This is a genomic window from Rothia sp. HMSC066H02 (assembly GCF_001814995.1).
In the GTDB taxonomy this organism is placed as follows: Bacteria; Actinomycetota; Actinomycetes; order Actinomycetales; family Micrococcaceae; genus Rothia; species Rothia mucilaginosa.
Window position 1 is genome coordinate 151,936 of sequence record NZ_KV818683.1, and the last position, 22,970, is coordinate 174,905.

Here is a 22,970-nt window from a genome sequence, read left to right on the forward strand (position 1 = left end):
TGAGTCTGCTGCCGGAATCAGTGAGTGTAGTTATCGGAAATTGAATGAATACGCTCCACCACCGCACGTACGAAGCCAACAACGGCAACACGCCATAAGAAGCGGAACGCTAAAAAATCTGTGAAACTTCCCCTGCCGTACCAACAGCGAAGAAACACCACAGACCAAGATTCAGCCCAGCATCGGAAGGACGGAAGCAACCCATCCGACGCGATGAATCCCAACCCATCATAGCCGCCACAGAGGCAAAGCGATAACAAGCCGGACAACCCGGACCAAACCAAAACTAAAAGGGGGAATCACCGCCGCCTGATCCGGACCCCGCAAACCCTGCGGAGCCCGGACCAGGCGGCGGTTCAAAGAAACTAGATCAACAATCTGACCTAAGCCTGAGCAGCTCCCGTGGAAGCCGAGAAATTCTCAGATGCATCGATGGAGCGTACGTAGTAGCGAGCGCCATCAGTATGCTCAACCTCGTAGCTGGTACCAGAGACGGTAGCAATCACACGGTCATTACGCAGCACCTGGTAGCGAGCACCATTCTCGCGAACGCCAGACCAGGACAGCTTATCGGTCGAGCCATCACGCTGAACCGACAGATTCGACGGAGTCGACGGGGCGGTCACATCGCGAGGAGCAAAACGAGCAAAACCGACAGTGCGCTGCTCACCATTAGCACCCAGCGAACGGTTAATGTCGCCACCAACCCACAGGTTGCCGCGAGAATCCACGAAGGACTCCCAGACACCGTAGCCGCTAGCGCCCTTCAGAACCGGGCTGAACTCGCCCACAACCTCGCCGCTGTCCTTATCAAACGCCGCGACCAAACGCATGCGGTGAACCGCCTTCGATTCCTTCCAGTAGGTGTGGTAACCGGTTGAACCCTCAAAGAGGACGTCACCGCAGTGGCACGCGCCGTAAATGGTGTTACCGCTCAGGTGCAGATCCTGCCAGTCGCCACCATACTTAGAAATCGCAGTGGAAATACGGCCGTAACCGTTCTTCGAGTAGTTAGCAATCAGGTGGTCAGCACCAGCAGTCCACACGGTCGAGCCAGCATCCTGAACATCGAACTGGAACGCGTACACAATACGGTCAGTAATGTTCAGCTTCAGCGACGGCTCCCACTCCCACCTAATGTTCGAAGCATCCGAGCCATTCAGTGCAGCCAGGCGGAAAGCACGCTGGTTATTCAGCTCAGTGAAGTAACCCGCAGCGTGAACAGTCGAGTTATCGGACGCAGCTGTAATACCGTTGACCGTACCGTTAAAGTTCGGGCGCCAGTTCCAATCCACCGCACCGTTCGAGAGCTTAATACGAGCGGCACCACGCGAGTAAGCGTACGCCTTAGACGTATTGCCCTTCACATGGGTGAAGTTACCGCCAATGTACAGGTAGCCGTCCTGAACCAGCAGGGTCTTCACCTGAACTGCATCGCCATTACGGCGCTGAATCTGAAGATCCCAGGTGCGGTCAATCTGGCCGGTGGTTGCGTCCAGAATGACGAAGTGGTTGACCTTCTCGCCGTTAACCTCGGTGAACTCGCCACCAACCGCCAGGCGGTTATTCGGCAGAGCTTCAAGAGCCTTAATCTGGCCGTTGAAAGTCGGGCGGAACGAGCGAACCAGTTCGCCCGAATCCACGTTGTAGCCAGCCAGGTACGACTGGTCCACGCGCTCGCCACCAGCCGACTCCACATACTTGAAGTCGCCACCGGTGAAGACGGTGTCGCCCACCTGAGTAATAGCCTGAACGTAGGTGTTCATCTCGTTCTTCTTGCCGGTGCCAGTCTGCTCACTGGTGCGCCAACGAACGGGCATCGTGTAGCTATTTGGCAGAGCACGACGGTTGCTAGCGGCAGAGCCAGAACCAATCTGCGAGAAGTTCAAGTCACGCTGAGTCAGCTTCGGACGCAGGAACACCTGAGTGAAGGGGATGGAGTAACCAGCGGAACCACGCTTGTGGTAAATGTATGAATCCGAATTCTCATTACCGAAGTTCACCAGCGAACCGTACGCAAAACCAATCTGGTAGCCCTGGTTCGGGTTCGCGAAGAAACGAACAGAACTGGTGGTAATACCCGGAGCCATCTCCGAGGGGGAACCGCCCATACGCGCAGTGCGGTTAATGCCGGCACCGGTGAACTTCACGGTGCCCCAACGCTGACCGTAGCTCATTGCCCAGGTCCACTGCTCAGTCTGAGGACGCTGAACATAAACGTTCTGCCACTGGGTGCCCCTTGCATTGTGGGCACGGTGCAGGCGCATACCATCGGGAAGGTCCTGAGGCTTAATGCCGTTCAGCAGGGCATCGACAGTGTTTGCGGGAAGCTGGACGGGAGTAAAAGCGGAAGGGCCCGTGGGGTTCTGGCGCAGTTGATTCGGGTCGCCGGTGCCGTTGTAAGACTCGGTCCAACCCTCACGACCGCGACCAATCATGACCCAGCCGCCGCCATCAGTTTCCTGATCGCAGTAGAACTGCGCCGGGCCGCTCATCTGCGGGGTGTACAGCCAGTAAGTGCCAGAGGAGGCGGAAGGATTAACCTGCTTGACCTCGTAACAGGAAGCAGCCGCCTTATCGCTACTGGAACCGTCATGGGTTCCGGTCGCAGCCGAGGCGGGAGTAGTAGGAGTAAGAGGTGCCGCAGTGAAAGCGGTACCAAAAGCGAGTGCGAAAGCGGCCCACTTTTTAGCAGACCATGAATGGGCATGGCGCTTTTCAGCGGGTTTGTTCGTGTATGTGGTTGTCATATGCGTCTTTCTGATGCGACGTTCCGGAAGAAACATCGAAAGATACGGTGAATTTAGCGCACTAGAAAAACCGCAGTAAATACTGAAAACCTGAGGTTGGTTGGAAGAGGTAAACAGAATCCGGAAGGGGATATACTGTCTGGTTTTTCTCTAAGTGTTAATGATTAGGGTACAGGATTAAGCTGTGAAAATAATGGTGCACAAAGTGCAAAGATGCGGGTGGGGGTGTGATTTGCGCCCTATAAAATCGGCATTGTGGTGCAGGAACAGACACGGAAGAAAACCATACTCAAATATCACCCACGAAAGCGACAATCGAGTGCAAAAAGGAATATATTTCATCACAGAGGAATACAAGAGAAAAATGCCAGAAAAAGCAGACAAGTCCTACAATGGAAAAGCCGCAAAAAACACCCCAAAACGCACAAAAAGCACCATGAAATAAAGGCAAATTCACTCGGACGCCCCAACCGGCACCGCCCAATACCGACCATCCATAGCAACCCTCCACCAGCTCAACCGCCGCAAGCGAAGACCCCAGACTCAGGAGAACCCGTGAGCACCACCCGAAAAGCTACCGCACAGCCCCTCGAGGCACCCCTGCACCCCCTCCTGAAAACCCTCAACCAACTCAGCAGCTGGGCCGCGATCCGTACCGCCGCCTCCGCGAAGCCCGCTGAACGTAGCGCCCGCACCCTCATCGGCGCCGTCGGAGGAACACACGCCGCGCTCATTGCCGATATTTCCGCCGCCGTACGCGGAACCACCCCCGAAGCGCTCAGCCTCATCATCGCCCCCACCGACCGCCAAGCAGAAGACCTCGCCGCAGCCCTGCGCTCCTACTTGCCCGCCGCCGACATTGCGCTCTTCCCCGCCTGGGAAACCCTGCCCCACGAACGCCTCTCACCGCGTTCCGACACCGTAGGCCGCCGCCTGCAGGTACTACGCGCCATGACCGGGGAGCCCAGCAGCCGCCCCCAGGTTGTCATCGCACCCGTACGCGCCGTCATCCAGCCCATCGTCACCGGCATCGAAAAGCTCGAACCCGTGCACCTGGTCCGCGGCGAAGAATACCCCTTCAAAGATGTGGTGCGCGGCCTCAACGACGCCGCATACTCCCGCGTAGACCTGGTTGCCAAGCGCGGTGAATACGCCGTACGCGGCGGCATCATCGACGTCTTCCCGCCCACCGCAACTACCCCCGTCCGCCTCGAATTCTTCGGCGACGAACTCGACGAAATGCGCCACTTCTCCGTCGCCGACCAGCGCACCCTCAGCGGGGGAGGAGAGCTCACCGAACTCACCCTGCTGCCCTGCCGCGAACTGCTCATCACCCCCGAGGTCATGAGCCGCGCCGCGCGCCTGAAGGCCGACTACCCGGCAGCCGCAACCATGCTTGAGAAGATTGCCGGCGGAATCTACGTCGAAGGCATGGAATCACTCACCCCGCTACTCATCGAATCCATGAACACCCTCACCGAGCTGTTGCCAGCTGGGTCCATGATCATTAACGTCGAACCCGAGCGTGTGCGCGCCCGCGCCGAAGACCTCGTCGCCACCAACGAAGAATTCCTCGCCGCCGCATGGGACACCTCCGCAGAAGCCGACGCAGTAGCACCCATCGACCTCGGTCAGCTCCGCATGAGCGACAGCGGATTCCGCACCATTGACCAAACCACAGCACAGGCGCTCGAAGCCAAGCTCAGCTGGTGGGAAATCACCGAACTCGTCACCGACGCAGACCTGCTCGAAGACGCCGCCGCAGGCGCACTCGAAAACCAGAGCATTGCCGACGCCATCGAAGATGGCATCGACACCTACACCGTCAACGCCACCCCCGCAACCGCATTCAACGGCTCCGTCGAACGCATGCTCAGCCAGGTTGGCGACCTTATTCAGCAACAGTGGACCGTCCTCGCCCTCACCAACGGCCGCGGCTCCACCGACCGCCTCATCGACCTCTTCCATTCCGGCGAAGGGGCACCCGCCGTACCCGCAGCCCGCCGAACCAGCCTCGAAGCCGACCCCGCCGGGGACCTCGAACACGGCATCGTCGAGGTCTGCGAGGCGCCCGCCTCCGCAGGCTTCCTCCTTGAGGAAGCGAAGCTCGCCGTCTTCACCGAAGCAGAACTGCTCGGACGCCGCGGAACCTACGCACCCCGAGGCGCCACAGGACAGAAATTCAAGACACGCCGCCGCCGCAACGCGGTTGATCCTCTCGCGCTGAACCCCGGCGACTACGTGGTACACGAACGCCACGGCATCGGTCGCTTCGTCGAGATGACTTCTCGCCCGGTGGCGGGTGCCTCCCCGGTCAACGGTGTGCAACCCATGAAGGAATACCTGGTCATCGAGTACGCCCCCGCCAAGCGCGGTGGCGCACCCGACCGCCTCTTCGTGCCCTCCGACCAGCTGGATCTCATCTCCAACTACGTGGGTGGCGAGAACCCGAGTCTGTCCAAGATGGGCGGCAGCGACTGGGCTAAGACCAAGTCCCGCGCTCGCAAGGCAGTCAAGGAAATCGCCGCCGACCTGGTGAAACTCTACTCGGCACGCCAGGCCTCGCGCGGTCACGCCTTCGCCGCAGACACCCCCTGGCAGCGAGAGCTGGAAGAGTCCTTCCCCTACAACGAGACTCCCGACCAGCTCACCGCCATCCACGAGGTGAAGGAGGATATGGAGAAAGAAATCCCCATGGACCGCCTCATCTCCGGCGATGTGGGCTTCGGCAAAACCGAGGTCGCCGTACGTGCCGCATTCAAGGCGGTGCAGGACGGCAAACAGGTCGCGGTGCTCGTACCCACGACCCTGCTCGCGCAGCAGCACTACGAGACGTTCAGCGAGCGCTTCTCGGGATTCCCCGTGAAGATTCGTGTGCTCTCCCGCTTCCAGAAGGCGAAGGAAACCCGCCAGATTACCGAAGAAATCGCATCCGGCGCGGTGGACGTGGTGATTGGTACCCACCGCATCCTCTCGGACAGCGTGGTATTCAAGGACCTGGGCCTGGTCATCATTGACGAGGAACAGCGCTTTGGAGTGGAGCACAAGGAAAAGCTCAAGCAGATGCGCACCAATGTGGACGTGCTGGCCATGAGCGCAACCCCGATCCCGCGCACCCTCGAAATGTCGCTGACCGGTATTCGCGAAACCTCCACCCTTGCCACCGCGCCGGAGGAGCGCCACCCCGTGTTGACCTTCGTCGGTCCGCGCACCGACAGCCAGATTACCGCCGCAATCCGCCGCGAGCTCATGCGTGAAGGACAGGTGTTCTTCGTGCACAACCGCGTGGCTGATATCGACGATGTTGCTGCGGAAATCGGCAAGCTCGTTCCGGAGGCGCGCATCGCCACCGCCCACGGCCGCATGAGTGAATCGCGCCTGGAGCAGATTATTGTGGACTTCTGGGAGCGCCGCTTTGACGTGCTGGTGTGCACGACCATCGTGGAGACCGGCCTGGATATTTCGAACGCGAACACCCTCATTGTCGACCACGCCCAGAACTACGGTCTGAGCCAGCTGCACCAGCTGCGCGGCCGCGTGGGTCGTGGCCGCGAGCGCGCCTACGCGTACTTCCTGTACCCGGTGGATAAGACCCTCGGCGAGATTGCCCACGAGCGTCTGAAGGCCGTGGCGACCCACAATGAGCTGGGCGCTGGCCTGCAGCTTGCGATGAAGGACCTGGAGATTCGCGGCGCGGGCAACCTGCTCGGTGGCGAACAGTCCGGCCATATTGCCGGTGTCGGTTTTGACCTGTACCTGCGCCTGGTCGGCGAGGCGGTCGCAAACTACCGCGGCGAGAAGGAAGAGCGCGAGGTCGAAACGAAGATTGACCTGCCCGTCAACGCGCATATTCCGCACACCTATATTGATTCTGAGCGTCTGCGCTTGCAGGCGTACCGTCAGATTGCTGCCGCCGATACCGAGGAGAAGATTGCGGAGGCTCGCGAGGAGCTGGTCGACCGTTACGGCGAGCTGCCGGAGGCGGTAGAGAACCTGCTTGCCGTGGCGACGGTGCGTATGCACGCCCGTGCCGCCGGTATTCATGAGCTGGTGGTGTTGGGGCCGAAGGTTCGCGTGGTAACCGCTACGCCGCTGCCGGAGTCCCGCCAGATGCGTCTGAAGCGCGTGTACCCTGGCTCCACGCACGCCCAGCCGAAGGGTCTGAATACCTGGTTGACGCTGGTTCCGCGCCCGAAGACCATGCCGGTCGGCGGTAAGGAACTGGTGGACCGCCCCATGCTGGAGTGGGCTGAGAAGTTTATCAACTCGATTTACGCGGAGAAGCCGCAGGCTCTCGAGGAGTAGAGACATACAGGGGTAGGCGCCGCCCAGTCATATCGGGCTGCCGAACCATGATGCCGAACCATGAAGATGCTCGCCGTGCAGATTGCCACAATATGGCACATCTGCACGGCGAGTGCGTTTGCCCCGTAGGGGCGGCATAGCTCACAATTAAGGCATGACTTCAACGGTGAACTATGCATCTCAGCGAATTGTAATTATTGGTGGTGGCCCCGGCGGCTACGAGGCAGCGATGGTGGCTGCCGCATCCAACGCGGACGTGACTCTGATCGAACGCAATGCCATTGGTGGCTCCGCCGTTCTGACTGACGTTGTGCCCTCTAAAACCCTGATTGCTACGGCGGATATGATGACCCGCTTCTCCGAGGCGGGTAGCCTGGGCATCGAGAACACGAAGGGTAAGGCGCCGCAGCTTCGTGTTGATATGGACCGCGTGAACCGCCGAGTCCGCGACCTGGCCCAGCAGCAGTCCGCCGACATTAAGCGTGCCCTGGCTTCTGCTGGCGTGAAGATTATTCACGGTACCGGTAAACTCCTTGACCGCCACACTGTCCAGGTGACTGATGAGGCGGGTCTGGTCTACCCTCTGCACGCGGACTTTGTGCTGTTGTCGGTGGGTACGCATCCGCGTGAAATGGCGACCGGTATGCCCGATGGCGAGCGCATTCTGACCTGGACTCAGCTGTACAACCTCTCCGAGGTTCCCGAGGAGCTGATTGTGATTGGTTCGGGTGTGACCGGTGCGGAGTTCGCGTCGGCGTATAACGGTCTGGGTTCTAAGGTGACCCTGGTGTCTTCGCGTGACCGTGTGCTTCCCGGTGAGGACGAGGACGCAGCTCGCGTGTTGGAGGACGTCTTTGAGCGTCGCGGCGTGCGAGTGATGCCGCGTTCCCGTGCGGCTGCTGTTGAGCGTACTGAGGATGGCTCCGGCGTTATTGTGACTCTGTCGGATGGTCGTAAGGTTTCTGGCACTCACTGTCTGGTTGCTATTGGTTCGATTCCGAACACTGAAGATTTGGGCCTGGAAGACATCGGTGTTGAGCAGACCCCGAGCGGCCATATTAAGGTGGACGGTGTGTCCCGCACGAGCGTGAACAGCATTTACGCCGCCGGCGACTGCACGGGTGTGTACCCGCTGGCTTCTGTGGCTGCGATGCAGGGCCGTATCGCTATGGCCCATATCCTCGGTGATGCGGTGCGCCCGTTGCGTACCGATAAGGTTGCCGCGAACATCTTCACCTCCCCGGAGATTGCGACTGTAGGCGTGAGTGAGAAGGACCTTGCCGAAGGCGCCTACCGCGGTGACGCGGTGACCCTGCAGCTGGGCACGAACCCGCGCGCGAAGATGATGGCGATGCGCGACGGCTTCGTGAAGATTTTTGCTCGCCGACACTCCGGCACCGTCATTGGTGGCGTGGTGGTTGGTCAGCGTGCTTCCGAGCTGATTTACCCCATTGCCCTGGCGGTGGAGAAGAAGCTCGCGGTGGATGACCTGGCGGATACCTTCACGGTCTACCCCTCGCTCTCGGGCTCTATTGCTGAGGCTGCACGTAAGCTGCACACTCGCGGTCTGTAGGCATCAACCTGTTAGGTGCTGAGCTGGGCGTTCCCCGCCTGGTGCAGCATCCCGGAACAGTATAAAAGCGGTGGGGGTCGCCTCCTGAATTCCTTAGATTCAGGAGGCGACCCCCACCGCTTTGCTGTAGAGACGCCTTAGCCCCTGCGAAGTTTTACTTCGTGGTGCTGACGGCGTTCATATCCACGTCACGGGTTTCGTGAGTGAGCAGGATGAAGACAACACTCAGGATCGAGGCGAATGCCAGGTAGCCGCCCACTGCAGCCACACCGTAGGAAGTGTTCAGCCAAACAGCCACGAACGGGGTCAGTGCCGCACCGAGGATGGACGCCACGTTGTAGGCGATACCGCTGGCGGTGTAACGCACGTTAGTGGGGTACAGCTCCGGCAGGTATGCGGACATGGAACCGAAGGACAGACCCATCAGGCACATACCGATAAAGATGAAGAGGGTAACCACTGCCGCGTTTGCGTTCGCGCCGGTACCAACAACAGAGGGGGAGATGAACAGACCGAAGGACAGACCGAAGACAGCCATCGCGATGGTGGTCCACAGCTGCTGGGTGCGGCGGCCGTACTTGTCAGCCAGCCAACCCGAGATCGGAATGAAGATTGCGAAGCCAATAATGGAGATCAGCTGAATGATCAGGAACTCGCGGTAGGGGATAGCCAGGCCGCCCTTATCCGCCTTGCCGATACCGTAGGAGAGGACCCAAGCGGTCATCAGGTAGAACAGCACATAGCATGCCACCATGATGAAGGTGCCCTGAATCATGGGCCACCAAGCGACCTTGAACGCCTCAACGAGCGGGGTCTTCACCTTCTCGTTGTTAGCGGCAGCCTTGGCGAAGACGGGGGTCTCCTCCAGCTTGAAACGCACGTACAGACCAACGGCGACCATCACGATGGACAGCAGGAACGGAATACGCCAACCCCAAATGAGGAAGGGGTGCTCGAGGTTCTTCGCGTCGGTTGCGGAGTTGAAGGTAATCCAGCTGGTCAGCAACAGCATGAAGCCGTTCGCAAGCACGAAGCCGATGGGTGCACCCAGCTGAGGCCACATCGCGGCGCGGGCGCGCTTGCCATCCTCAGCGTATTCGCTCGCGAGCAGCGCCGCACCGGACCATTCGCCGCCCAGGCCCAAGCCCTGGCAGAAACGCATAATGGTCAGCATGGTCGGTGCCCACAGACCAATCTGGTGATAGGTGGGCAGCAGACCGATGATGAAGGTTGCCAGACCCATGGTGAGCAGTGCACCGACGAGGGTAGCCTTACGACCGATCTTGTCGCCGAAGTGGCCGAAGATCACGGAACCGAGGGGGCGCGCGATGAATGCGACGCCGAAGGTAGCGAAGGAAGCCAGAAGCTCGGTGGTTGCGTCCTTCGAGGGGAAGAACAGTACGGGGAACACAGCCACTGCTGCAGTGGCGTAAATGTAGAAATCGTAGAACTCGATGGTGGTACCAACGAGCGAGGCGAGAATAACTCGACTGCGAGGAGTCGTATTCTTCACCGGTGCAGCAGACGCTTTCGTGTCGGATGCAGAAGCGCTCATGAGGAAAACTCCCGAGATGGTGAATTTGTGTGTACACATGGAGCCTGAGGTAGGTGTTCCGTTGCCGGTCAGCGCGGGAGGCGGGTGTGCCGTAGGCGCGTACTGGGTGCCGTGACCGCACCGGGTGAGGTGCGGCAGGCGTCGGATTCTGAAAGGCTCCTCTAAAGTGCAACATTATAACTCTGTTCAGAAAAACCCAAACAAATACAGCCACTATCTGGACGCGAACACAGGGGTTAGCGGCGTAAATCCCACCTAAACAGGCAAGAGCGGACATAGAAAATCCCCCGGAAAGATACGAGGTATTACCTCATACCCTTCCGGGGGATTCGTATAGCCTATGGCGCTCGCAGTCGCGAGACCTCAGTACCGAGCGAAGTGTTACTTGATGGTCGCCAGCACCGCGCCGGAGGTGACGGTATCGCCCGGCTTAGCCGACAGACCCGAAACCTTACCCGCCTTGTGTGCGGTAATGGGCTGCTCCATCTTCATTGCCTCCAGCACCAGAATCAGGTCGCCCTCAGCGACGGTGTCGCCGTCAGATGCGGCAACCTTGACGATGGTGCCCTGCATGGGGCTGGTCAGCTCATCGCCGCCACCCTTCGCCGCGCTACGTGCCGAACGGGACTTGCGGGTCTTGGCGGCGGGCTTAGCGGCAGGCTTAGCGCCACCGCCCAGATCGGGTAGGGACACCTCCATGCGCTTGCCGTTAACCTCAACGACCACGGTGGTGCGCTCGTCCTTATCGGAATCCACGCTGCCGGGTGCGCCGGAGTACATGGGGATGGTGTTATTGAACTCGGTCTCAATCCAGCGGGTGTGCACCTTGAACTCGCCGCCCTCAGCCGGCGCGAAGGCGGGATCATCCAGCACGACGCGGTGGAACGGGATGACGGTGGGCATACCCTCAATGGTCAGCTCAGCCAGGGCACGGCGGGCACGCTGCAGAGCCTGCTCACGGTCCGCGCCGGTAACAATGAGCTTAGCCAGCATAGAGTCGAAGTTACCGCCGATAACGTCGCCAGCCACGAAGCCGGAATCCCAGCGCACGCCGGGGCCGGTGGGCACGGTCAGCTTCTCGATGGTGCCGGGGGCGGGCATGAAGGAACGGCCCGCATCCTCACCGTTAATACGGAACTCGAAGGAGTGACCGCGCAGAACCGGGTCCTTCTCCTCAATCTTCTCGCCGCGAGCAATACGGAACTGCTCACGAACCAGGTCCAGACCGGAAATCTCCTCGGAGACCGGGTGCTCCACCTGCAGACGGGTGTTCACCTCAAGGAAAGAGATGGTGCCGTCGGTGCCGACCAGGAACTCACAGGTGCCTGCGCCCTGGTAGCCAGCCTCGCGCAGAATCGCGCGGGACGCCTCGTACAGGCGCTCGTTCTGCTCATCGCTCAGGTAGGGGGCGGGCGCCTCCTCAATGAGCTTCTGGTTGCGGCGCTGCAGGGAGCAGTCACGGGTGGAAACCACCACGACGTTGCCGTGCGCATCCGCCAGACACTGGGTCTCAACGTGACGGGGCGAATCCAGGAAACGCTCAATGAAGCACTCGCCGCGACCGAACGCCGCGGTCGCCTCACGAACAGCGGACTCGTACATCTCAACAATGCTCTCGCGGTCGCGAGCCACCTTAATGCCGCGGCCACCGCCACCAAATGCGGCCTTCACCGCAATGGGCAGGCCGTGCTCATCCGCGAAGGCAACAACCTCATCGGCGGACTTGACCGGGTCCTTGGTGCCGGGCACCAGGGGAGCGCCCACCTTCTGCGCGATGTGGCGTGCCGCCACCTTATCGCCCAGCTGGGTAATGGACTCGGGGGAGGGGCCAATCCAGGTCAGGCCCGCGTCGATGCACTTCTGCGCGAACTGCGCGTTCTCAGAGAGGAAACCGTAGCCGGGGTGCACGGCGTCAGCACCGGAGCGGACGGCAATCTCAATGAGCTTGTCCATCACCAGGTAGGACTGTGCCGCGGTGGCACCGCCGAGAGCGTAGGCTTCATCGGCGAGCTTTACGTGCTGGGCGTCGCGGTCGGGGTCAGCGTAGACGGCGACGGTCTGCAGACCCTCATCGCAGGCTGCGCGAATCACGCGGACAGCAATTTCACCGCGGTTAGCGATCAGAATCTTGCTGACCGGGCCGGTGTGGCGGCCGGGGACTGCAGTAAATTTCTTGGCGGCTTCTGCCTGGTGCTGAGTCACTTAAAGCTCTCCTTTAATCTCCTGCTCCAAGGATACATCGGCAGGATTGGCGAATATAACGCGCATCATACTGTTCTATCTTATCGATTGGTGTTCAACAATGTATATTTCAGGGCGCGCTTTGAGACAGATTTATGCTGTGGGTTTATGCGGTGGGCGTGGTTCTAATCCTCATCCTCGGGAGGCAGCCACAACTCGGTCACCGCTACTTCGCGGCGTCGCAACATATCGCGTAGCGCGTGGATGGACAGGCCCACCACCGTGTGGAACTCGCCCTCAATACCGCGAATAAACGCGGAACCGTAACCGTCGAGGGTGAAAGAACCCGCCACCCAGAGCGGCTCGCCGGTAGCAATGTACACCTCGATTTCTTCGGGGCTGAGCTCATCAAAGTGGACGGTGGCGCTGCGCAGCTCCGAGACAGTAGGAAGCTCAGAAGTAGCGGACAGCTCAGCACCTGGCTCAAGACCGCGCATATCCACGAGCGCGTGACCGGTATGTAGCACACCGTAGTTGCCGCTCATTGCGCTGATGCGCTCGCGTGCCGCCTCGGCAGTGTGAGGCTTGCCGTAGGCAACACCCTCAAACTCGAAGACCGAATCGCAGCCCAGAACCAGCGCATCGCGCACACCCTCGGCGGCGAGTTCGGCGGCAACCGCCTGCGCCTTCAGCTGCGCCAGCAGGGAGGCGGTTTCAGCCGGGGTGAGTCCCGCACGTCCCTGCGCTCGCGCCTGTTCGTTGGCGGTAGCGAGTGCGGCGTCTTCATCTACGGAGGAGACGCGCACCGTGAATGCGATGCGGGAGTCTTCCAGGAGCTTGCGGCGCGCCGGGGAGGCGGAAGCAAGAATCAGTCGGATCGGTGAAGCGCTGGTAGTCATGGGTTCTATTTTAGAGCGTTGCCGGTGAGTTTTACTCTCGGGTGCAGATTGAGGGTCACTGGGTGGAAGCCTCCGCCTGTGCGTCAGCGTTGAACACGGGGCCTTCGCGTAATCTGGGGGGGGCGTGATCTGCGGGAGGGCTGGAGTGTCGAGCCGAGGGGTATAACGAGGGGGCATAAAACCGGCGGGCATAGAAAGAGCGTGTCCCATCCCCCTCAACCACGTAGGAGATGGAACACGCCGTTCAAAATCATAACTCTTCTCAAACCTTAAAGAAAAAAAGAATCAATAGTGACACTTTTATGACGTTTGACAAATGTATTTTGCCCATGCTGGGGGCATGGGTAGCGGAGAAGCTACACGGCGCTAAGCGGTACCGCCTAGCGCCGTGTGCGTGAGCCTTCGTCAGATTAGCGGTGTGCCACGGCGGTGTTGTCTTCCACCTCGTGAAGTCGCTGCGCCTCGCCGGCAATGCGCTCATCGTAGAACTCCTGAGCCACGAAGCCGCCCTCCGAACGGGGAGCGTTGTAGAGCTCCTCGTCCAGGATGCCCTCGCGGCGAGCCACAATCGCGGGAACCAGAGCCTGGCCGGCAACGTTCAGAGCGGTACGGCCCATGTCAACGATCGGGTCAATCGCCAGGAGCAGACCCACACCGTCCAGCGGCAGACCCAGAGTGGAAAGGGTCAGGGTCAGCATCACGATAGCGCCGGTCGTACCGGCAGTCGCAGCCGAACCGAGCACGGACACCATCACAATCAGCAGGTACTGGGTGAAGTCCAGCTGAATACCGTAGAACTGAGCCACGAAGATCGCGGCAAGAGCCGGGTAAACCGAGGCGCAACCGTCCATCTTGGTGGTCGCACCCAGCGGAACGGCGAAGGATGCGTAGGCGCGGGGAACACCCAGGTTGCGTTCGGCAACGGTCTGAGTCATCGGCATCGAACCCATCGAAGAGCGGGACACGAAGCCCAGCTGGAGCGCCGGCCACACGCCCGAGAAGTACTGGCGAACCGACAGGCCGTTCGCGCGAACAATAATCGGGTAGACCACGAGGAAGACCAGCAACAGGCCAATGTAGAGGGCGATAACGAACGCGACCAGCGAACCCATCGACGCCCAACCGTACGCGAAAACTGCCTTAGCGATCAGACCCACGGTACCCAGCGGCGCCAGGCGAATAATCCACCACAGAATCTTCTGAATAATCGCCAGGGCGCTCTTGACCACGTCAATGAACGGCTTGGCAGCCTCACCAACCTTCAGCGCGGCAATGCCGACCGCGCCGGAAATGACCAGGATCTGCAGCACGTTGAAGTTTGCCGAGGCGGTGATGCCGGAATCACCGGACTTAGCGCTGACGCCCAGACCCAAGAAGTTCACCGGAATCAGACCGGTCAGGAACGCGGTCCACGAACCGGTCGAGCCGGTGTACGCCTTGCCCTGCACCTGCGCACCCACGCCCGGCTGAACGATCAGGCCCATCGCAATACCAATGAGCACCGCGAAGAACGCGGTAATCGCAAACCAGATGAGCGTGTTAACCGCCAGGCGTGCCGCGTTCGTCACCTGCGACAGGTTAGAGATGGAGGCGACCACGGCGGTGAAAATCAGCGGAACAACGGCCGCCTTCAGCAGAGTGACGTAGGAGGAGCCGATGGTATCTAAGGTCACCATGAGCCAGTTGGGGTTGCTCTTCGCGTCCCCGCCCAGTGCGAGGGCGAGCGCGCCGAGAACAATACCCAGAATGAGGGAGGCAATGATTTGGTTGCCGAAAGAAGTAGCCCACTTGGGCAGACGTGAACGAGATGATGCATGCGGTGTAGACATGTGGCATACTCTAAAACTTTTGCGCGCTCCGGCGCGAGTTTGTGTGAAGAAGTATTGCAATCCGGTGCAGTGTAGGGGATGCGTGACGAACTGTGACTTTCCGAAGGGACCTTTCGGCTGTACATCCCGCAGTCTAACCAGCAACGCAGCCCAACCCGACTGCCCAACCAACAACGCCGCCAGCAGCGTAGCCCAACCAGCAACGCCGCCGCCAGCTGCCACCTCCCCCCATAGGCGGTTAAATCGGCTGATAGTTAATTAGGAATCACCGCAAAAGCAAACAGAAAGGAAACAACTGCGCAACATGCGGCGAAGCCTGCTGAGATTTTGCCGTCAGCTAATAATCCGAAAGCTAGGGCTTGATATGCTGGAACCACACCGATAGTCCGGCGAAAGTCGCCGGATGATGCTGTACCCACTCAGCTTTATGTACGCGTTGAGCGTTACGCTACGCACCACCTTTCAAGGAGAGATGCATGAGTTCTGCTCCCCAATACCCCGGCGGAACCACCACCCCTAACGGCCCGAAGAAGCCCCGCAATCGCATGGAAGCGGTTGCAGATTTCGCTACCCGCGCCGCACAGACCTCTGCCCAGCAGACCCTGAACCTGGGTGCGACCCGCCCCGGCATCGCCAAGATGATTGCCGTAGCGGGCGCCGGCGTGCTGCTGGTTGGCGGTGGCATCTTCGCCTACAATTCCATGCACCAGGAAGAGAACGCGTTCCTGTCGCAGGGTGAAGAGTACGCCCGCGTCTGCCAGGACGCGAAGACCGGCCTGCGCGTGGAAGATAGCGAATGTGAGAAGGCAGGCGTTCAGGAGCCGACCGACTCGCCCTCGGCCTCTTCCACGGAGTCCTCAAGCTCTTCTGGTTCTTCCGGTTCCTCCAGTTCCTCGGGCTCTTCTGGGTCTTCGGGCACTTCTGGTTCGACCACCACCCACAATAATTCGAATGCGTTCCTCTGGTACTACCTGGGTCGCCAAAGTGCCGCGAACTCTACCGGCACCCCCACTGTTCCCGGTGTGGGCACCAAGCTCTCCGGAGGCAGCACCACCCGCCCCAGCAACGGCACCGTCTACAGTGGCGTGTCCTCCAAGGGCGGCGGCTTCGAGGACTCCTACCGCACCGCGAAGAAGTCCTCCACCGTTTCCTCCGGCAAGGTGACCAGCACCAATAACTCCGGTAAGACCTCCTCGGTGCGTAATAAGACCACTGGCTCGGTCTCCAGCGGTAAGCAGGGCACCAGCAATAGCGGTAGCACCGGCTCCTACAGCAAGTCGAACACCTCCAAGTCTGGTTCGTCCTCCAAGTCGGGTTCGTCCTCGAAGTCCGGTTCTTCGTCCAAGTCTGGCTCTTCCTCGAAGTCCGGCAGCAAGGGCGGTTTCGGTGGCGGCTCGAAGTCCGGCGGCGGTACCTCCGGCGGCTAAGCCATAAGTCATTACACTGAATGCGGGCAGGGACTGAGCGGTCCCGCCCGCATTTTCCTCACTTGAACAGCCACACCCGCGGTGACGTAACAACACCGCTTTCCATTCACTACTTCGAAGGAGCCTAGCCCCTCATGCGCCGCGAAGAATTTCCCGTCGGCCGACCCGACTGGGAGAACGTCATCATTGAGGAAGGCCTCACCTACAGCGTGGACGGCCCCCACGACACCGACCACTATTGGAACGAATACGCCGCCTACATTTTCAGCCCGCAAGAAATGGACTCTGTGCGCGCCCAGGCGGAAGAAATGCACCGCATGTGCCTGGAAACCGTCGAGTACATTGCCTCCGGCGCGTTCGGTACCCTCGGCCTGCCCCAGGCGGCGTTCAACCTCGCGGTTGAATCCTGGAACCGCCGCGACGCCGACTTCTACGGCCGCTTCGACTTCACCTACTCGGGTGTGCCCGGCGACCCGATGAAGCTGCTCGAATACAACGCCGACACCCCCACCGGCATCGTGGAGGCGGCAGTCAGCCAAAAAACCTGGGCGAAAGACCAGCGCCTCGACACCCGCGGCTACGCCCACTGGGGTGAAATCGGTGAAGCCTTCACCAACCGTTGGCGCCACATCTTCGCCCCCGAAATCACCGCGGGCGTGCAGCCCGTACTGCACCTGGCACACGTACCCTCCGAAATTGATGAGACCAACGAGGACTACAACAACCTCTGGCTCATCGCCTACTCGGCTCAGCAGGCGGGCATCAAAACCCACATGATTCCCATCGACGAAGTCATCTTCAACGAAGACACCAAGAGTTGGGAAGACGCCCACGGCCGCGCCATCACCAACCTCTTCAAGCTCTACCCCTGGGAAGACCTGGTCACCGACAGCGAAGCAGGGTACGACAAGCTCCTCTTCGCCTACCACGGCGCCATGGACCGCTGGATTGAGCCTGCATGGAAGATGTTCCTCTCCAATAAGCTGCTGCTCGCCGCGCTCTGGGATAAGTACCCCGGCCACCCGAACCTCGTACCCACCTACGCGGGGCACCGCGGCGGCATGCGCAACTGGGTTCGCAAGCCCCTCTTCGGACGCGAAGGCGACGGCGTAGAAATCTACGCCCCCGACTACGACGTCTTCATCAAGCCCGAAGACGACGACTTCTTCGCCAACGCCCCCGAAAGCGAATTCATCTACCAGGAATACATCCCGGCACCGCGCTACGAGGGCATCATCAACCCGGTCAGCCACCCCATCCTCGGCGTATGGGTGGTCGATGGACGCACCGTAGGCGTGGGCATCCGCGAATCGAACGGCGCGCTCACCGACTACTGGTGCCGCTTCGCCCCGCACCTGGTGGATCTGAACGACTCCACCGGCATGGGATTCGGCACCATGGACCCCGGTGCCGCAAACTTCGGATAGCCACCAGAAGGCATAGACCCCAGAAGACATAGCCTTCAGAAGATATAGATTTCAGACGACACGAAAACACAGCGAAGCCCCCGCCTCAGCCAAAGCTGAAGCGGGGGCTTCGTCTATAGAGCTCCTAATCTCAAGGCTCTAGTTCAGGGGATCCAGTTCAGAGACTCCAATTCAGGGACCCCAGTTCAGAGACTCCAGAGATTCACTCAACGAGGAGCGAGCAGACTAGAGGCTACTCGTCATCGTCCTCATCGTCGTCATCCTCAGTGTCCAGAGGAAGCATCATCTCATCGGTCAGAGCGCGGCGCAGAGTATCCAGACCCACCGAACCGAGCAGAAGCGCACGCGTATGGAACGCGCGCATGTCATCGCCGCGGCGCACAGCCTGATCGCGCAGCTCCAGCCAGAGGCGCTCGCCAATCTTGTAGCTCGGTGCCTGACCCGGCCAACCCAGGTAACGCAGGAACTCGAAACGCAGGTGGCCCTCGGACTCGTCCAGGTTCAGCTTCAAGAACTCGTAACCCAGCTCAGAAGTCCAGATGGTGCCCGGCTCAACGCCCAGCTGCTCAGCCCACTCCGCGGGAATCGGCATCTCGCAGTGAACACCAATATCGAAGACCACACGGGCGGCGCGCATACGCTGAGCGTTCAGCATGCCCATGCGGTCACCCGGATCCTTCAGGTAGCCCAGTTCCTCCATGAGGCGCTCGGCGTACAGCGCCCAGCCCTCACCGTGACCGGAAACCCACAGCATGTTCGTGCGCCAGGAGTTCATGGTGCCCTTCAGGGCCGTAGCAATAGCGATCTGCAGGTGGTGGCCCGGAACGCCCTCGTGGTACACGGTGGAGGTTTCACGCCAGGTAGTGAACGTATCCTCACCCTCGGGAACCGACCACCACATGCGGCCCGGACGCGAGAAATCGGGGGAGGGGCCGGTGTAGTAAATGCCGCCCTCGTTCGTGGGTGCAATGCAGCACTCGATGCGGCGCATGGGGCCGCCAATTTCAAAGTGGCTACCCGCCAGGTTCTCCACCGCGGCGTCGGCGAGCTTCTGCATCCATGCCTTCAGCTCATCGGTGCCGTGCAACTGACGCGCCGGATCTTCATCGAGCAGCTGCTTCGCACGCTCAATGCTTGCGCCCGGCTCAATCTCCTCGGCAACCTCACGCTGACGAGCGATAATGCTCTCCAGCTCCTTCACGCCCCAGGCGTAGGTTTCGTCCAGGTCAATGGTGGTACCTAGGAACGAACGGGAGTGCAGGCTGTACGCCTTACGGCCCACAGCGTCGCGGGAGGGAGCGACCGGCTGCAGCTTCTCCACCAGGTAGCTGTTGAGGCGGCGGTAGCCTTCCTTTGCGGTCTCGGCACCTGCGGCAGCCTCATCCTTCAGCGCGGGGACAGCCTCGGCGACCTCGGCGGCAAGCTCGTCAAAGAAACCACCGGGAGCGTAGTATGCGGCGGTCTGCTCAATGACAATATCCACCTGGCGGCGCGGGGCGACCTTGCCCTCTTCACGAGCTGCCTCAAGGGTCTGGATGTAACCCTCCAGCGCCTCAGTCACGCGGTGCATACGACCAATAATGTGCTCCCAATCCTGCTGGGTGTTGCGCTTCATCAGGTCGAAAACCGAGCGCACCTCCTGCGGGACGGAGGCAATATTATTCATCTGCCAGCCACCAAAGCCAGCCTTGTGCTGCTTGCGGTACAGGCTCAGGCGCTCCTGCAGAGCATCCAGGGTGACCAGGTCAACGTCATCAATAGGCAGGACGTTATCGACCTTCTTCAAAGTCTTCTTCGCAAGGCGCGCAAAAGCCTTCTCGCCGGCGGGCGAGTAGTCGGGGTACAGGGTCTCTACGCCTTTGCGACCAAGCTCAGTTGCATGGACGGGGTTCAGGTCGAGGACCTTTTCAAAATATTCGTTAGCAATCTGATCGACGTCGGTCAGCGAGCGCTTCAATCGGTAGATGCTGGGAAGTTCCTGGTAAGTGCTCATGTTCATATCCTAACGCAGGGGTGTGCCTTCAACCACGATTTTCGGTGATTTAGCTCGCTTAAACCGGCAATATTACGGGCTGAGCGGCACCGAATGCGAGGAAAACAGCTCACCTGTGGACAACTCACCGGGGCTCAGGCGCGAAAACGCCCCGGCTTTCTCCCTCCTGAACGTGCAGGAGAGGAAGACCGGGGCGCCACCCAGATGGGTTACAAGCTGCTAGCTGGCGACTTAGCTGGCGAAGTATTCACCGTTGAGCCCGAGCAGACCGTTCGCGCTCTGGACCACGCCGAGGCGGTGCGCAATGAGGCGGTCCTGCAGCTCATCGCCGGATACCAGATCCACCAGAATGTTCGGGTACTTGGTCGAGCAGCGGATGAACTCGTCGTACGCCTCATCGCTGAATGCGGCGTTCGTGATGAAGGTGCCGAGCTGACCGCCGCGGGCGTGAATTGCCAGGAAGAACGCGGTAATGTCCTGAGGCCGAACGCTCGCGGACAGCACGCCGTTAGATGCCGGGCGCAGAGTACGAACGTAGAACGCTCGCTCTTTTTCACTGGTGGCGGGGGTCGCCACGCCGTCCACACCCCGAGCCTCCAGCGGCTCCACCGTGTAGCCGCGCATCAGGAACAGATCGAAACCAATACGGCGGAAACGCTCCTCAGACACCTGCGCCAGGGCGGGTGCCAGCGCGTCGCGGCGGAAGACCTGACGGTAACGCTTCAACGCCTCACGCACCTGAGCGGCAGCCACCTGCAGAGCGGCCGACGGCTCAGCTGCCGAAACAACGGGAGCTGCAACGGGCGCAGAAACAGCAGGAGTGGACACAGCAGACTGGGCGGTAGCCGGAGCGACCGGTGCCGCCGGAACCTCAGCGGGCGTCTGGATAGTAGCCGGCTGGGTAGTAGTTGCCACCGGCGAACCAGCCGGACGCGCCAACAACGCCGGAGAAGCACCCGGCACCGGAGCCAACGGCTCACGCGAAGCGCCCTCACGAGCCGCCAGGCGAGCCTGACGCTCCGCCGCGCGCGCCTCCTTAGCAGCCTGAAGAGCCTCCTCACGAGCCTGCAACTCAGCCGCAATATCCTGAGGCAGCTTGTGCTTGAGCGACTGCGGCGGCAGCGGCGCCATGCGGGCGGTCACCGCCTCCGGAGCACCCTCCGGGAAACGCTTGAGCAGCTCCTTGCCCGCCTCGCTCAGCTCGTAACGCTCCGGGTTCTTGCGGGAGGTACGACCGGTACCCTCACGCAGAGCGTTCAGGTAGCGTTCGCCCTTGAGCACGTGCATCGCCACCGAATAGCGGTTACGCAGACGCGGGGTCAGCTTATAACGGTGCGGAGCGACCTCACCCTGCAGGTACGGGATGTCCAGGGCGAGCTTCAATTCATCGTAGATGTCGTAGTAGGAGATACGCGGGTTCTCCTCCACGATCTTCAGAATCGGGTGCAGTAGCTGATGCGGGTACGGCAGAGCGTCCACCGCCGCAGGATCGAGCAGAGCCGAAGCCACCAGCTTCTGAACGCTCGGCTCAACCATCTGCGCCAGAGCCGGCGCGAAAGCAGGACCCAGCGAGTAGACGGTCTCACGCTCGGAGAGGTAGTGGTGGGCAATCAGCACATCGTAGAGGTAATCCTGAGCGTCAATCTGCACAAAATAGGGGTTCGAGGACGCCTGCTGAATGCGCTCGTCGCGGTCAAAGACCTGCTCCAGGCTCGGAAGGCTCAGCTCCACATCGGCGCCGTGGTCGTTGAGGGTGTCGAGCAGAAGAACGCCCATATGAGTCAGCAGAGCATCGGTTGCGGCAATATCCTCAGCCGTAATGGAAGCGCCCTCATCCTTCACCGACGCCAGCACGGAGCTCAGCTCGCTCGCCGGTACGCCGGTCTCCTCGTGGCGGGTCACCAGTTCCTTCGCCGAAGGCGACAGCGAGTACAGAGTCAGCGGAGAATCCGTGTGCTCGTGGATCGTCTTGGTGCGCAGGTAGCCCTCACGGGTCAGCAGGCTCAGCGCCTGAGCAATCACCGGCTCAACAATGCGCTGCTCCAGGTACGACAGGCCGTACCAGCCCTGCACAAAACCGCACTCGCGCAGCACCAGCTCACGAATCTTCACGGGAGCCGCCGCGGGATAGGCCGGGGTAACACTCAGGACGATGGGCAGAAGCTCACGCACCGTAATATGCGAGAGCAGAACCGGGTAGAACTGCTTCAGGTAGTAGAGGTACACGCCGCTGAGGAGGGGCAGGACCGGCAGAAGAGCCTGCGCCTGCTGTTCCTTCGGGGTACCCAAAAGTTCACGGCCAGCCTCGCTGAGGGTGTAGTGCAGGTTGCCCGGATGCAGCTGGCTGAGGGACACCTCAAGATAGTCAGCGTTGACCAGCGCCGCAATCAGCTTATTGAGTGCCTCACGGAAGAGAACATTGTCACCGACCGCAATGAAACGCTGAGTCATGTTGAAACCCAGGTCCACACCTACGGGGGTGTACATATCGGGGAAGAAAACCTTTTCGCCACGGTCCTGAGCGCGCTCAAAGTGGCGGAGCAGGGAGAAAGCCGCCGCAACGCTGAGAGCGCGTGCTTCCTCGGGTAGGGCCTCCCACGAAGTTTCCTGCTGCAGAGAGTGCAATTCGGAATGGTCGATATGGAGCATTGTTTTATTCACAAAAGCCACGCCGGGCTCCTTATCTGGTGTTATTTATCGTGCGGGCATTCTTCATAAAGTGCAGTCATTCGAGCGGGAAAATATTCACACAATACTGGGCGACACCATCTTTATTTTTGGGTCGACACTTTGGTAACCCGTCGTGAAGAGAAGTACGTGAAGAGAAGTAGGAACGGCAGATTTCTCAGGCCCTCCCGCTCACGTACCGTCTTCAATGACGAACACTTCAGAAAAGAACGCTATAAATTAGGGTGAAGTGCTGATACCGTCACGGGTATATACACTTCGTGAAATAATGCGAAGAATATATAACGCATTACCCTCTCATTGTATCGGCTGGTTCAAGAAATAACCTAGATTTCTAAAACCA

At 60.3% G+C, this 22,970-nt stretch carries 11 protein-coding genes; 4 read left to right on the forward strand and 7 right to left on the reverse strand.

Annotated features, from left to right (window positions below):
* Positions 1–383: 383 nt before the first annotated feature.
* Positions 384–2,750, reverse strand: coding sequence for a fibrinogen-like YCDxxxxGGGW domain-containing protein (locus HMPREF2999_RS04840; protein WP_070676164.1), 2,367 nt, complete (start codon positions 2,748–2,750; stop codon positions 384–386).
* 555 nt (positions 2,751–3,305) lie between these two features.
* Between HMPREF2999_RS04840 and mfd the strand changes: the two genes are divergently transcribed.
* Together mfd and HMPREF2999_RS04850 are read left to right on the forward strand one after the other, a co-directional pair.
* The gene (gene mfd / locus HMPREF2999_RS04845; protein ID WP_070676165.1) at positions 3,306–7,055 is read left to right on the forward strand and encodes a transcription-repair coupling factor; all 3,750 of its coding nucleotides are present in this window, start codon (positions 3,306–3,308) and stop codon (positions 7,053–7,055) included.
* A gap of 154 nt (positions 7,056–7,209) precedes the next feature.
* Positions 7,210–8,628, forward strand: coding sequence for an NAD(P)H-quinone dehydrogenase (locus HMPREF2999_RS04850; RefSeq protein WP_070629063.1), 1,419 nt, complete (start codon positions 7,210–7,212; stop codon positions 8,626–8,628).
* A gap of 154 nt (positions 8,629–8,782) precedes the next feature.
* Here the strand turns inward: HMPREF2999_RS04850 and HMPREF2999_RS04855 are convergent, their stop codons facing one another.
* From HMPREF2999_RS04855 to HMPREF2999_RS04870, 4 genes are all read right to left on the reverse strand, one after another.
* Positions 8,783–10,183, reverse strand: a complete 1,401-nt coding sequence (locus tag HMPREF2999_RS04855; RefSeq protein WP_005508870.1) for an MFS transporter — start codon at positions 10,181–10,183, stop codon at positions 8,783–8,785.
* Between the two features lie 381 nt (positions 10,184–10,564).
* On the reverse strand, positions 10,565–12,385 hold the full coding sequence (locus HMPREF2999_RS04860) for an acetyl/propionyl/methylcrotonyl-CoA carboxylase subunit alpha (protein ID WP_070676166.1): 1,821 nt from the start codon (positions 12,383–12,385) through the stop codon (positions 10,565–10,567).
* Between the two features lie 164 nt (positions 12,386–12,549).
* Complete coding sequence (locus HMPREF2999_RS04865; protein WP_070676167.1) at positions 12,550–13,263, reverse strand: Maf family protein; 714 nt, start codon at positions 13,261–13,263, stop codon at positions 12,550–12,552.
* 410 nt (positions 13,264–13,673) lie between these two features.
* The gene (locus HMPREF2999_RS04870) at positions 13,674–15,092 is read right to left on the reverse strand and encodes a dicarboxylate/amino acid:cation symporter (protein ID WP_070676168.1); all 1,419 of its coding nucleotides are present in this window, start codon (positions 15,090–15,092) and stop codon (positions 13,674–13,676) included.
* Between the two features lie 476 nt (positions 15,093–15,568).
* Between HMPREF2999_RS04870 and HMPREF2999_RS04875 the strand changes: the two genes are divergently transcribed.
* Entirely contained in the window at positions 15,569–16,519 is a 951-nt protein-coding gene (locus HMPREF2999_RS04875; RefSeq protein WP_070676169.1) for a hypothetical protein, read from the forward strand.
* Between the two features lie 134 nt (positions 16,520–16,653).
* Complete coding sequence (locus tag HMPREF2999_RS04880) at positions 16,654–17,946, forward strand: glutathionylspermidine synthase family protein (RefSeq protein WP_070676170.1); 1,293 nt, start codon at positions 16,654–16,656, stop codon at positions 17,944–17,946.
* Between the two features lie 232 nt (positions 17,947–18,178).
* On the opposite strand, the gene HMPREF2999_RS04885 is transcribed toward HMPREF2999_RS04880, so the two are convergent.
* Both HMPREF2999_RS04885 and HMPREF2999_RS04890 read right to left on the reverse strand, forming a co-directional pair.
* On the reverse strand, positions 18,179–19,939 hold the full coding sequence (locus HMPREF2999_RS04885) for a DUF885 domain-containing protein (protein ID WP_070676171.1): 1,761 nt from the start codon (positions 19,937–19,939) through the stop codon (positions 18,179–18,181).
* Between the two features lie 231 nt (positions 19,940–20,170).
* Positions 20,171–22,609, reverse strand: a complete 2,439-nt coding sequence (locus HMPREF2999_RS04890; protein WP_070676172.1) for a restriction endonuclease — start codon at positions 22,607–22,609, stop codon at positions 20,171–20,173.
* Positions 22,610–22,970: the final 361 nt, after the last annotated feature.

What these genes read in the sequence shown, in the direction of transcription:
- HMPREF2999_RS04855 (WP_005508870.1), bottom strand. Translation starts at nt 10,183, where the DNA reads ATGAGCGCTTCTGCATCCGACACGAAAGCGTCTGCTGCACCGGTGAAG.
- HMPREF2999_RS04865 (WP_070676167.1), bottom strand. Translation starts at nt 13,263, where the DNA reads ATGACTACCAGCGCTTCACCGATCCGACTGATTCTTGCTTCCGCCTCC.
- HMPREF2999_RS04880 (WP_070676170.1), top strand. Translation starts at nt 16,654, where the DNA reads ATGCGCCGCGAAGAATTTCCCGTCGGCCGACCCGACTGGGAGAACGTC.
- HMPREF2999_RS04840 (WP_070676164.1), bottom strand. Translation starts at nt 2,750, where the DNA reads ATGACAACCACATACACGAACAAACCCGCTGAAAAGCGCCATGCCCAT.
- HMPREF2999_RS04885 (WP_070676171.1), bottom strand. Translation starts at nt 19,939, where the DNA reads ATGAGCACTTACCAGGAACTTCCCAGCATCTACCGATTGAAGCGCTCG.
- HMPREF2999_RS04850 (WP_070629063.1), top strand. Translation starts at nt 7,210, where the DNA reads ATGACTTCAACGGTGAACTATGCATCTCAGCGAATTGTAATTATTGGT.
- HMPREF2999_RS04870 (WP_070676168.1), bottom strand. Translation starts at nt 15,092, where the DNA reads ATGTCTACACCGCATGCATCATCTCGTTCACGTCTGCCCAAGTGGGCT.
- HMPREF2999_RS04875 (WP_070676169.1), top strand. Translation starts at nt 15,569, where the DNA reads ATGAGTTCTGCTCCCCAATACCCCGGCGGAACCACCACCCCTAACGGC.